The sequence below is a fragment of the Enterococcus villorum genome, from assembly GCF_007990225.1.
Classification (GTDB): domain Bacteria; phylum Bacillota; class Bacilli; order Lactobacillales; family Enterococcaceae; genus Enterococcus_B; species Enterococcus_B villorum.
Genome location: NZ_BJWF01000029.1, coordinates 21839 through 34893, shown reverse-complemented (window position 1 = coordinate 34893; position 13055 = coordinate 21839). Strand labels below are relative to the sequence as shown.

The window sequence follows — 13055 nt, the reverse complement described above, 5'->3', positions numbered from 1 at the left end:
ATGACATTTTTTGTTTTTCAGGTATAAAATTTGGGTATGCAATTTATTTTACCTTTTTAATAAAAGTAACCAGATTAATGACGCACCATTCAAAGCCACTGATCAATTTTATATGGAAATATTTGAATATATGGCTACTTTTATACTATAAAACGTATGTACTCTCTGGTCTTTCATCTTTTAGGATCTTTGAAAAACATTTTGTTTATTCATTTCATTAAGAACTTTTCTTGATACCCCCGCATCGTTACTCTAAAAAATTTAAATGTTAAAGAACATATTCTTCTTTGTATTTTTTGAATGCTCCTCTCTCCTGATAAAGACCTAGAATTGTTTTATCTATATAAGGAAATCTGACAAAACACTTATGCGTGTAAAAGAAACGATTATGAGTTTTTAAACACCCCTATCTGTCTTTTTGTTATATTAACTTCGTAATATTTTTTGTTATCTGTTGAGAAAAATAAAAGCATTATTTTATCGGGAGTTTTGTAACCGTAACCACTTATATACTAGTATTGAAAAGAAATTGTTCAGGTACCAAATACTATTTTTAATGAATTAAAAAAATATTTTACAATATGGAGGAAAAAATGAAAAAAATTAGTTTATTGTTCGGAGTAGTAACTTCTATTATTTTATGTATTACCTTCTCTTTTTCTAGTAAGAATAACCAAGTATTCGCTAACACACTAACTAACTCATCTCAACCACAAGCCATTGATCTAGAATTAAAGGCGCAAATTGTTTTTTTGAGAACATTGATTTTTCAAATTCCCAATGACAATAGAGACAAAGTAATTACAACAGAAAGAGGTAATACTATCCACACAAATCTTGTGTATCCATCCAGTTACAATAACAACACATTCGATTTATATGTACCAAAAAATAAATTAAAAGATTCGCCAACCATTATTTGGGTTCACGGAGGTGCTTTCATAGGTGGGGGAAAAGCAGATCCTAGCATCCAAAATTACCTTGACGAACTAGCCTCTAACGGTTATACCATTGCTTCAATTGATTATGAACTAGCACCAGAGGCCACTTACCCTAGTCAACTGATCCAAATAAGCGAATTTGTCTCTTATCTGAAAACTGCAAACCTCGGGATCAACCTTGATAATCTCTTCATGGCAGGTGATTCTGCAGGGGGGCAATTGGCTGCACAATTTTCATTGACTCAAACAAATCCAAATTACAGAGAATCTCTTAATATTGAACAAGTTCTAAATGAGTCAAGTATTAAAGGTAATTTATTATACTGCGGTTTCTATGATCTAAATAGCACTGCTTTGACGAATGATGCGTCTTTTAAAATTATATGGAAGTATGTAGGATGGGCATTAAGTGGCACTAAGAACTGGTATAACTCTCCTTCAATAAAGAGCATGACGATTAAAGACTATGTGACAGAAAAATTCCCACCTTCTTATATCACCGATGGAAATGCCAATTCATTTACTGAACAAGGTGAAGCTTTAGTTCACACTTTAAAAGAATTAGGCGTAAAAACAGATAGCTTCTTTTGTCCTGAGGATGAATACGGTACCCAAGGTCATGAATTTCAATTTGACTTATCTACATCGGCTGCTCAAAAAGCACTAGAAGATTCTAAACTATTTTTAGCTGAACACCGAAACTAACGATCGTTTAACAAAGGCATCCTTTGATTTACACTTATACTGAAAAAACAAAATAGAAAAGCGAAAGAGCATAGATCCCCTCTATTGCTCTTTCGCTTTTACTTATAAATAAAAACATATCTTTTGCATACTGTTTAGTCAAAAATATTATTTTTTAGTTGTTATTCCATCCGTGAACCCATTCAAATCGGATTATTTTTATTCTTTCCAGCTATCGACTGTTTTTTGGTTTTCTTTGATCCAGTCTTGCGCTGCTTGTTGAGGATCTTTGCCATTATTAATTTCTAACATGACCTTCTCCATATCTTTTTCTGACCAATGAAAATGATCTAGCACCTTATAGGCTTCTGGTTGGTCTTCTTTTAATCCTTTACGTACAATTGTATGGATTTCTTCCGCATTCCCCATCGCTTTTTTAGGATCTGCTAAATATTTCAAATCATATTTAGCAAACATCCAATGCGGTGTCCAGCCAGTAATAACAATTGGCTCTTGTTTTTTGATTGCTTGGCCTAATGCCACAGTCATCGCACCTGAAGAAGAAGTTTCTACTGTCCAATCTTTTAAATTATCATATTGTTTGATGGTATTTTCAGCAGCCGTTACTACTCCCGCTCCTGGTTCAATCCCTGTAATTTTTTTACCTGCTTGATCTGTAAGTTCCTCAATAGAGTTGACATTCATATAACTTGGTACAGCTATTCCTACTTTAGCACCAGTTAAATTAGCCCCTAGATCATCGACTTGATCTTTGTATTGTGCATACTGCGAACCATGAGTTTTTGGTAACCAAGCGGAAACCATCCCATCTGATTCACCTTTTGAAACAGATTCCCACATGATTGAGTTATCTAACGGAGTGATCGTTACATCATACCCCATACCTTTTAGAACTTCAGCTACAACATTGGTTGAAGCAACCTCTGTATCCCATTCGACATAGGATAAATTGATTTTCTTCGTTTCTTTAGTATTGGATAGACTACCTAATCCAATTGCACCTAAAAGGACAACAACAATTGCTCCGATAAGGATTCCTTGTCTTTTTTTATTTTTTTGTTTGGCTGCTCCTGTAGCCTTTTTATTATTTGGCTGATTCAAATGTTGTGTAAAACGGTCAATGATAATCGCTAAGATAACTAGAGCAACCCCATTAACAAATCCATTCCCTACTTGAGCACGTTGCAAAGCGGATAACACGCCACGTCCTAAACCAGGTGCTCCGATCATCGAAGCAATGACTACCATGGAAAGAGATAACATCGTTGTTTGATTAATCCCAGCCATGATCGTGCTCTTAGCAAGAGGTAATTCTAACTTGAACAATTTTTGCCAACTTGTACTACCAAAAGAATCAGATGCTTCTACTAATTCTTTTGGGACTTGGCGAATCCCTAGATTAGTAAAACGAACGGTTGGTGGTAAAGCAAAGATAACAGAAGCAAATACCCCTGGAACCATGCCAATTCCAAAGAAAGCAACTGCTGGAATCAAGTAAACAAACCCTGGCATCGTCTGCATAAAATCAAGGATCGGTTTAATGATACTTTGTGCTTTACTACTTTTAGCCATTAAAATTCCTAATGGCACACCAATAACAATTGAAATGACACTGGATAGTAATACGAGTGTGACTGTATTCATCAAATCGGTCCATAAACCCTGGTTATAAATAAACCATAATCCAATTAAAGTAAATAAAGTTAATCCTGGACGTTTTTTAGAAATAAAGAAAGCAATCACTGTTAAAATTATGATAAACAATGGTGCTGGGATCACTAAAAGTAAATTAGTGATTCCTGACATGACTGCCTGACCAATTGTTTGTAGGAATGAAAACAAACCTGCAAAAGTCGTTGTAAACCACTCAGTGATATGTTCTACCCAATCAGCTACTGGTAGTTGATAGTTTAATAAATTATTCATTTTCACTCACCTCACTGTTTTCCGCTAATGCTTCGATTACACTGCCTCGAATAACAACACCTTTTAATTTGCCATTATCCACAACTGCTAGCGGAGTTGGTGAGTCATAAATGATATTAAAGATATCACTGACAACCATATCTTTTCCAATAACCGTGACGTTTTCATCTAAGAAATCAATCAACGGACGTTTTTGACGTTTTGCTTCTAATGCTTGATCTGCCGTAATAATCCCTTTTAAATGGCGTTTTCTATCTACGGCCATCAACATACTTACTTCTTCATTACGCATTCTAGTTAAGGCAACGTTTGGCCCGTCTGACTCAATGTTCGTCGTCAATGCAGGAACCATAATGTTTTGAGCCGTTAGCACTTTTGAGCGATCGACTTCTTCAACAAATTCTCGTACATAATCGTTGGCTGGGTGAGTCAAGATTTCTTCTCCTGTACCAATCTGCATGATTTCGCCGTCTTTCATTAACGCAATACGATCACCGATGCGTAGTGCTTCATTTAGATCATGGGTAATGAAGATAATTGTTTTTTGCACGTTTGCTTGCAAATCAAGTAACTCATCTTGCATTTCGCGACGAATCAATGGATCAAGCGCAGAAAATGCTTCATCCATCAATAGAATTTCTGGGTCATTTGCCAAAGCTCTAGCTAGTCCAACACGTTGTTGCATCCCACCAGATAATTGATTGGGGTATTGATCTTTAAATGAAAGTAAACTAGAGTTTTCCAATGCTTTTTCTGCTTTTTGTTGTCGCTCTTCTTTTGGTACGCCACGCACTTCTAATCCATATTCTGTATTTTCTAGAATCGTTCGATGCGGGAATAATCCAAAATTTTGGAAAACCATATTAATCTTGTGGCGACGTACTTCACGAAGTTCTTCTTTACTTAAAGTCGAAATGTCTTCACCATCGATATAAATATTACCTGCTGTAGGTTCAATCAACCGATTCAATAAACGAATCAATGTTGATTTCCCACTGCCAGAAAGCCCCATGATAACAAAAATTTCACCTTCTTGAACATCAAAACTTGCGTTATAAACACCTACTGTTGCTCCTGTTTTCTTCAATATATCCGTTTTGGGTTGATGATTTTTCATCATTTCTAAAGCAACTTGGGTCTTTTTACCAAATATTTTTGTTAAATTTTTTACTTCTACCTTTACCAAACAAATTCTCCTTTTCCTTTTATGTAAATTCATTTTTCTTTCTGAAAAAAGTGACTACACTATGCTAACACCGTGTAGTCACTTTGTCAAAAATCGAAGATGCTTTATTTTAATGAAAAGCAAAAAAACTTGGGTAATCCGCTACTTATAAGGATTATCCAAGATTAAAATTTGATTATAAATATAAAATGACAGAGAAAATTAATTTTCAGGATAGAAAAAATTGGTCATTCTTTGTAAAGTATATTCATTTCCGATAAAATGGACGGTATCGCCTGCCGTAAACTTCGCATACGGACCAGGAGAAACGAGTAATTCTTCTTTATGAGAAATAGCGATCACTGTAGCTCCTGTTGCTTGCCAAATATTTAACTCACTGATTGATTGATCAAGATGAACCGCCTCTTTTGTTAATGTTAATTCAAAGGGCAATAATGGATTCATTTTATGTATCCGTTTCGTCTGGCTAACTAATTGATCAAGTAATTGCGAAAAATGATTCAACTCTTCTTGTTGTTTCTCCACACTTGCCATGATTTCAGCTTTCGTTTCTTGGATCGACTGGACATCTTGGTATTGTAATAAAAAATCTTTTGCTTTTTCTTTTGATGCAACAAATGCGCCACTGCCATGACGAACTTCCATAATTCCTAGATCAACTAGCACATTGATGGCTTTTCTTGTGGTTTCTGGAGAAGCGTTATATGCACTTGCTAAAGTGGATCTTGCATGAATTTTTTCACCAATTTGATAACGATTTTCCACAATCCGTTCTGCCAAATCTACAGCGATTTGTTGGTATCTCGGACGAACAACTCTTTTCTTTCCAGTCATATTTATTCCTCTTTCTTCTCTTTTTCAGTTACATCTTACTATGGAGCAACGAAATAAGCAAAAAAACTTAAGAAGGTTGTAAAAAAGCTGGAAGCTCCGAGCAAATAAGAAATGATTTTCAGCTTCTTATATTTTGGAAAATCAGGACTTGTTGTTGAGGAGTTGCTTTTTAAACACCAGCAATAGATCGTGATCCAAACAAGTAAGTACAGATTTCCAAAACAGTTGCCTCTATTTTGAAAAATAGATTTTAATGTTGTCATTTTCATTGTGAATACATTTTGACAAGGTTAATTTTCTCCAAACAAGAAAAAATAAAGCCTTCTAAGTTAGACTAAAATCCAACCTAGAAGTGCTATAATTTTTTCTATTTACTGAGAACTTTTTTATGTCATCCTTGAATGATGCTTGATCTTGCTCGTTTCTAGCTTATACAAAATATTCACAATGTAGGAGTAACATCAAAGTTTCTCTATCCATTTCGTTAGTATAATTACTTTTTTTGAACTTTCTTTACTGGACAGGCACTTTTGCATTCATCACAGCTTTTTCCAGTTTTTATCCGAGAGTACACGATATATCCAGCAGTTCCAAAAATCAATAGACTGAGTAAAAATGTTGCCATTTAAGCGCCACCTTCTAATGTAATCGTTACTATTTTTTGTTCTTTGAGTTGCTTTTTCAGTAAGGCATAGCCCATAAATAATAAAAGTAAGACAGCTAGATAAGTTGAAATGACAAGATGCCCACCTTCTAGCAAATGCGCAAACTGGTAGATAACAAAACTTACGAAATAAGCAAAACCACATTGATATCCTACTGCTATAAGCGTCCATTTTTTTGAATTCATTTCCCGATGAATCGCACCAATAGCTGCAAAACATGGGGCGCAAAGCAGATTGAAAGCTAATAAGGAATAAGCCGCCGCCGCAGTATAAGTATTTTGTAATACTTGCCAAATTTCATGACCATTTTCTGCTACCTGTTTTTGCCCAAATAAAATTCCAAAAGTCCCAATAATATTTTCTTTTGCTACTAACCCCGTGATCGTTGCCACTGTTCCTTGCCAATTACCCCAGCCAAGTGGTTGAAAAACTGGCGCCACCATACGTCCAAAGCCCGCTAAGATACTTTGATCTTCTGATACAGCTTGTCCATGGAAATTATAAGAAGAAGAAAACCATATCAAAGTACTAGAAACAAAGATAATGGACCCTGCTTTTTTTACAAATGACAGACTTCGATCAAAGGTTTGTCGTAAAATCATTGACCATTGTGGCAAATGGTAAGCAGGCAATTCCATAATAAATGGCGTAGTATCCCCAGCAAAAAGCTTAGTTTTTTTCAGCATAATCCCCGAGAAAACAATTGAGCTCATTCCTAAAAAATAAGCAGACGGTGCTACCCAAGAGGCATGAGGGAAAAATGCCCCTGCAATCAACGCAATGATAGGTAACTTTGCAGAACAAGGCATAAAGGTCGTTACCATAATCGTCAAACGTCGATCTTGTTCATTTTCTATTGTGCGACTAGCCATTACTCCAGGCACACCACATCCTGTAGCAATCAACATAGGAATAAAAGATTTTCCTGAAAGACCAAATTTTCGAAACAACCGATCCATCACAAAAGCGATTCTTGACATGTATCCACAGTCTTCTAAAAAGCTTAAGCATAAAAACAAGACAATTAACTGTGGCAGAAAACCTAAAACTGCTCCAACTCCTGCAATAATGCCGTGAAGAATCAGTTGTTGCATCCAGGAGGCGACTTGCCAGTTTGCCAGTATATTTTCGACATGCTGTGGAATCCAATGACCAAATAACGTATCATTCACCCAATCCGTCCCCGTTGTTCCAATTGTTTGGATCGCTACATAATAAACGAACCACATCACAAAAGCGAAAATTGGTAATGCTAACCAACGATTGGTCACAATTTGATCAATCTTATCACTAATAGATAATTGAAACGAATGCGTGTCTACCACACAAAGTGCCGTCAGTTGAGATAACCACTCGTAGCGCTCATTAATCATAATCGTTTCACTATCTTCACCAATTATTTTTTCTGTCAACGCAATTAATTGTTCGATTTCTTTTTTCTGCTTCATGGTTAATTCTTGTTTTTCCCATAATTGGCTATCTCGCTCAAAATATTTAATCGCATACCAGCGACGAAAGGCTTTATTTTCTCCTAAAATACTTTCAATTTCGTGGAGCGATGCTTCTAAGCGGTCATCATAGTTACCTGGTAGCGAACAGATAAATTTTTTGTCCTTATGAATAGATGCACGTAGTATTTTTTCTGTAAGCTTATCTATCCCATCTTTTTTTAAGACACTGATAGGTACGACCGGCACACCTAAACCATAACTTAGTTTTTCTACATTGATTTTTCGCCCATTTTTTTAATCACATCCATCATATTCAGGCCAACAATGACTGGAATATCTAAGTCTAATAACTGAGTAGTCAAATAGAGATTTCTTTCTAAATTCGTGGCATCCACAATGTTGATGATCAAATCAGGACGTTCATGAATAAGATAGTTTCTTGCAATCACTTCTTCTGGTGTGTAAGGAGATAACGAATAAATTCCTGGCAAATCTTGTAGTTGAATCGAAGGATTTTTCTTTAGACAGCCTTCTTTTTTTTCCACCGTTACACCGGGCCAATTTCCTACATATTGATTGGCACCAGTTAATGCATTGAATAAACTACTTTTTCCGCTATTGGGATTTCCCACTAATGCGACCTTCATTTTTACTGCACCTCTTTTTGCACAAGGATCAGCATCGCTTCTTCTTTACGAAGGGTTAACTCATATCCTCTTAATGTAATTTCTATGGGATCTCCTAATGGGGCTAATTTTCGAACCGTCAGTCGAACATTTTTCGTCACACCCATATCCATTAGCCGTCGTTTAACTGCTCCTTTGCCATGAATACCAACGACTATCCCACTCTCTCCTGGCGTAAGTTGTTCTAAAGAAGTCCAATTGTCTTCAACAAGTTCATTTTTTTTCACAAAAATCTGGGTTAATAATTCTCGATCAATTGCTATGCGATTATTTTTCAATAGGAGAATGGCATGATTACCAGAACGATTGATGACGACCACCTTACTCCCCAATATTATGCCTAAATTTTGTAAATGCTTTTTTACAACATTACTAGTATGTATTTTTTCAATTTGATATACCAGATTTAATTTTGCTTCTTCTAAAGACAACGAATTTAAAGGCTTCATTTCTATCCCTTTCCTGTAAAAAAATCCACTCAACTACCTACGTCCATTTTGAGAATTAATTTTTATTCCGAAACATTTATTGAGAATTATTCTCACAAAGAATACCTTCTCCAATTGAGAAAGTCAATGGGTTTTGTGATATTATGAGCGAAGATTTATTTAACTGATTTGGCATTGGGGATTATTGTCGTGTATATAAGAAACTAAGACAAACTTCCATAGTTGGTTGTCCTAGTTTCCAGTGAAATTTTCTATTTTTTTTAATGAAAAGTCACTATTTTAAATGGTACTTTATTGAACAAAGATTCCTTTATCTTTTATATGTTAATATTCCTAAAGACATTAACTACAATCTATACAATATATACCTGATATAGTTTAGTTTGTTATCGTTTTCTCAAAATCAAGTAGATTCATTCCATTCTGGATACTATACGTGCCTACTTCTACATAGCCTAACTTTTGATAAAAACTCACCAATTTTTCTTCTTGCTTGATTGTATCTAATATAATTTTATCAATTCTGACTAACTTTTCTGCTGCTTCCATTGCTGATTTGCCATATCCTTTGTTTTCATACTCTGGAAGAATTGCAAGCGGAGCAATCCTCATAATCAGTTGGTTCGTATCTATCCTTTTTTCTAATTGAGTTGAGAGAAACCTAACCATAACACCATTATCAACAATTAAATAATATTGTCGATTCTTCTGTCTAAATTTTTCTGTCAATCTCTTAATCGTTTCTTTATATGGTGAAGTCGTTTCGTCTTTATACTTATCATACAATTTTTTGAAAGCTTGCCTCTGACAGTCGTAGATTTTGGTAAGTCTATACTCTTTGCTAGAACTAAGTCCATACCCGATCCCCTCCTTCACTATCATTAATGATTATATTGTGAATGCTTCAATAAATAAAAAAACAGATCTTCCCTTGGAGTAATCTGCTTTTTTGTTTTCACATAATTGCTATTGAAAAAATTAACTTGAATAACAAATCAATGATTCGCACTATAATAAGCATATATTACTATTCCTATACTTATTAAACCACACGCTATCAATAAAACATTCCCCCATTTTTTTACTTTTTCACTTACTTGACTTGAGGGTCTTCTTAAAATGATTAAAAATAAAATAAATATCCATAAATAAATCATCTATCCTTCCTCCTTCATGATCTCTATAAGATAGCCCATTTTAAACTTTATAATACAAATTCATATTTATAATAAAACAAAAAACCCCCAAAAGATATAAAAAATCAGATCTTAGTCGGGGGTTTATGTTAAAAATTATATTCCTTTAGCTTTTGTATGTGCAATGATCAAGATACATATAAATTTTTCCAGAAGAAGGGTGTGCATTAATCATATTTGCCGCTTCAGTAAATCTTGAATGGAATGCAATCGAGCCCACTCCTACTAATGCTGCAATTACAGCTGATATACCTCCTGTTGCAATTCCTGCTGCAGCAAGTGCTCCTGTTACAGTAACTGCTCCTTCAAGGGTTGCACATTTTCTAAAAACATCTCGAAGTTTGGTACCATCTGCTTTTGTTGTATATGTCCACAAAATACCAATACTAATTGGGCTAGCCGAAAGACTTCTCGAAGTAATACGTGGATCTTCTGCTGTATTTTGTACGATAACCTCTTTATCAGTAAAAACGTTCCCATTTTCATCTTGATAAATAGTTTCTCCAATCATATTTCCTTCCTCAGTTACAATAGAAATAGATGTTAATTTCAAGAAAGCAAAAATAAAAAATAGCTTTCTAAGTTACGAGAAATCCTCTAAGATCATTTTCTTTTCTAAATAACCTATTCTAGGTAAAATCAAGGAAACAGGAAAGAAAGCTCGAAGGACTGAAAGCAACTATATTCTTATAAATGAACAAGGGAGGAAATACCATGTGTGGACGCTATTTTTTCGATTTATCCTCTAATGAACTAAAAGAATATTATGAACAGGTAGCACCAAATGCAGCGACTAAACATATTCAAGTGGGTACAAATGAAATTTTTCCATCAAATTATGTGGTCACTTTAGGCATGAACAAAGAATCTACTATCGTACCAGGAATCACTCGCTGGGGCTTTGAAGGATTTAAAAAAGGACAGCTGATGATTAATGCCCGCGTAGAAACTGTAGAGGAAAAAAAGACCTTCTCTAAGCCATTTAAAGAATCCCGCTGTGTTTTTCCAATGTCTGGATTCTACGAATGGGATTCAAACAAACAAAAATGGCTATTTAGTAACATTAATAAAACGATTATTTACGTTGGTGGTTTTTATCGCATTCATAAAAATGATTCTGGATTTCAAACAGAAGCGATTATCATGACAACAAAGCCAAACAAATCAGTCGTCCCTATTCACGATCGTATGCCACTCCTCATAGAAAAAACACAGATCAACGAATGGTTAACTGATTTGGATTTTGCTAGAAAAAAACTTACAGCTGATATGCCTGAATTAACACATACTAAAGTATAGAATGACCTGCTTCTTTCGCAAATATAGAGACTGGATTAATTGTCTCTTATAATTGATCAAAACACCTCTAAAATTAGATTGTTTATTTAATTTTTTTGGGGGTGTTTTCTTCATCATCTCTCCTTCTATTCTTTCATTTTTTGACTGATCGGCACAAAAGCGCTACCATGAAATGAATAATATATGTAGGGCGAAATATCGATATGAACAAAACTATTGATTTGGTGAATTTTTCAAGCCAAATAAATGGTGTTCAATGCTTGTCTCTACGTCAATAAGAACGAGCAGAAGAAAACGTGAGAAGCTGTTTTTCTCTGATCGTTCTTATTGCTTGATGCAGTTCAACCTTTTTACATCCTCCAACTTTGATTAAGCTACTAATTCTTTTGCTTTTTCCTGTTCTTCTTTCAACAATTTATTGTCATAGAATTTGATAAATGGGAACCAGATAACAAATGCTAATACTGCACAAAGCACAGCTAAAACAGCTGCTTTCCAGTCGCCGCCAGAACCAACGAAAGCACCGATCCCGACTGGAGATGGCCAAGGCATTTGAGCTAGCATTGGTTTCACAATTTCAAACTTGATAGCAAAATAAGCCAAGGAAGCTGATGCCATCGGTGCTAAGAAAAATGGCAATGCCAAAAATGGATTATAAACAATTGGCATACCGAAAATAATCGGCTCATTAATATTAAAGATACCTGGTACAAGAGATGCTTTCCCCAATACTTTTAATTGATCCGATTTTGCCATAAAGGCAATAAAGATAATTAACCCTAAAGTTGCACCAGAACCTCCAACAGTTACATAAGAATTGTTGAATTCACCGGCCAGTGGGTAATTAGCACCAGTAGCATTAGCAGCCATATTTGCTAATACAATCGGTGTTAAGAAAGAAGTAATAATATTAGCTCCATGGATTCCCACAATCCACAATGCATGGATCAAGAAGTAAATCACCATGACACCTAACCATGTATTTGTTAAATTTGTTACGAAGCTAAAGGGAATATAAATGACTTTGAAGATATCCGTACCAAGGATAATCAGAATACCATTAATCATCATGACTACTAAAGAAATGACAAAAGTTGGGATTAAAGCTGTAAAAGAACGAGAAACACCTGGCGGTACCACATCAGGAAGTTTGATGAGCAAATTGCGTTTCACACACAAACAATATAATTCAACTGCAATAACAGACATAATGATACCAGTAAAGATACCTGATGTTCCTAAACGTTCAGCAAAATTTCCCATGCGAATCCCATTAACAACTTTTTCAGTGTCGCTAACAGAGTTGACTAAAGTCATTTTGCCACCTTCCCACACAATTTCTGGAATACACATAAAGAAAGCAAAAACTGCTAAAAGTGCACCTGTTAGTGGGTTTATATTTAAACCTTGCTCATCTCGTTCAATGGAAGTTAATTCATAAGCGAAAACAATTGCAAAATAAATAGCTAAAATACCCATTGTCATGGTATTGGCTACCATGTATAAATCACTGATTTTGAAAAAGCTAGCTTCAAATATTCCCTCTAATCCAGAAAATGCGACTGGCAACACGTTCAAAACTAAAAACATTGATCCTACGATTGTAAATGGTATCGAGGCCATTCCTGCTGCCATAACTGCTCGAACAATTTTCATCTGGGCAACTTTTCCCATTGGTCCCATTAAATACTTTTGTAAAAAATCAAACATATCTTAC

11 protein-coding genes and 1 pseudogene are annotated in these 13055 nt (G+C 35.0%); 2 read left to right on the top strand and 10 right to left on the bottom strand.

Annotated features, from left to right (window positions below):
• The first annotated feature begins 593 nt into the window (after positions 1-593).
• Complete coding sequence (locus EVI01_RS09895; protein WP_010751786.1) at positions 594-1646, top strand: alpha/beta hydrolase; 1053 nt, start codon at positions 594-596, stop codon at positions 1644-1646.
• Positions 1647-1844: 198 nt separating this feature from the next.
• Here the strand turns inward: EVI01_RS09895 and EVI01_RS09890 are convergent, their stop codons facing one another.
• From EVI01_RS09890 to EVI01_RS09855, 9 genes and pseudogenes are all read right to left on the bottom strand, one after another.
• The gene (locus EVI01_RS09890) at positions 1845-3572 is read right to left on the bottom strand and encodes an ABC transporter permease/substrate binding protein (RefSeq protein ID WP_010751787.1); all 1728 of its coding nucleotides are present in this window, start codon (positions 3570-3572) and stop codon (positions 1845-1847) included.
• The gene (locus EVI01_RS09885) at positions 3565-4758 is read right to left on the bottom strand and encodes a quaternary amine ABC transporter ATP-binding protein (RefSeq protein ID WP_010751788.1); all 1194 of its coding nucleotides are present in this window, start codon (positions 4756-4758) and stop codon (positions 3565-3567) included. The genes EVI01_RS09890 and EVI01_RS09885 overlap by 8 nt, the downstream gene beginning before the upstream one ends.
• A 201-nt stretch (positions 4759-4959) precedes the next feature.
• On the bottom strand, positions 4960-5592 hold the full coding sequence (locus EVI01_RS09880; RefSeq protein ID WP_010751789.1) for a GntR family transcriptional regulator: 633 nt from the start codon (positions 5590-5592) through the stop codon (positions 4960-4962).
• A gap of 493 nt (positions 5593-6085) precedes the next feature.
• Positions 6086-6217, bottom strand: coding sequence for a hypothetical protein (locus tag EVI01_RS09875; protein WP_010751790.1), 132 nt, complete (start codon positions 6215-6217; stop codon positions 6086-6088).
• Positions 6218-8355: pseudogene (feoB, locus tag EVI01_RS09870) on the bottom strand (ferrous iron transport protein B).
• Between the two features lie 2 nt (positions 8356-8357).
• Complete coding sequence (locus tag EVI01_RS09865) at positions 8358-8843, bottom strand: ferrous iron transport protein A (protein WP_010751793.1); 486 nt, start codon at positions 8841-8843, stop codon at positions 8358-8360.
• A gap of 378 nt (positions 8844-9221) precedes the next feature.
• Positions 9222-9629 carry a GNAT family N-acetyltransferase gene (locus EVI01_RS09860; protein WP_167321069.1) on the bottom strand — a complete coding sequence of 136 codons (408 nt, stop codon included), beginning with the start codon at positions 9627-9629 and terminating at the stop codon, positions 9222-9224.
• A gap of 209 nt (positions 9630-9838) precedes the next feature.
• Positions 9839-10000 (bottom strand): hypothetical protein, encoded by a 162-nt coding sequence (locus EVI01_RS13700; protein WP_010751795.1) that lies wholly within the window; start codon positions 9998-10000, stop codon positions 9839-9841.
• Between the two features lie 145 nt (positions 10001-10145).
• The gene (locus tag EVI01_RS09855; RefSeq protein WP_010751796.1) at positions 10146-10550 is read right to left on the bottom strand and encodes a hypothetical protein; all 405 of its coding nucleotides are present in this window, start codon (positions 10548-10550) and stop codon (positions 10146-10148) included.
• 203 nt (positions 10551-10753) lie between these two features.
• Here EVI01_RS09855 and EVI01_RS09850 point away from each other — a divergent pair, with 203 nt between their 5' ends.
• The gene (locus EVI01_RS09850) at positions 10754-11338 is read left to right on the top strand and encodes an SOS response-associated peptidase (RefSeq protein ID WP_010751797.1); all 585 of its coding nucleotides are present in this window, start codon (positions 10754-10756) and stop codon (positions 11336-11338) included.
• Between the two features lie 369 nt (positions 11339-11707).
• On the opposite strand, the gene celB is transcribed toward EVI01_RS09850, so the two are convergent.
• The gene (gene celB / locus EVI01_RS09845) at positions 11708-13048 is read right to left on the bottom strand and encodes a PTS cellobiose transporter subunit IIC (protein ID WP_010751799.1); all 1341 of its coding nucleotides are present in this window, start codon (positions 13046-13048) and stop codon (positions 11708-11710) included.
• Between the last annotated feature and the right edge of the window lie 7 nt (positions 13049-13055).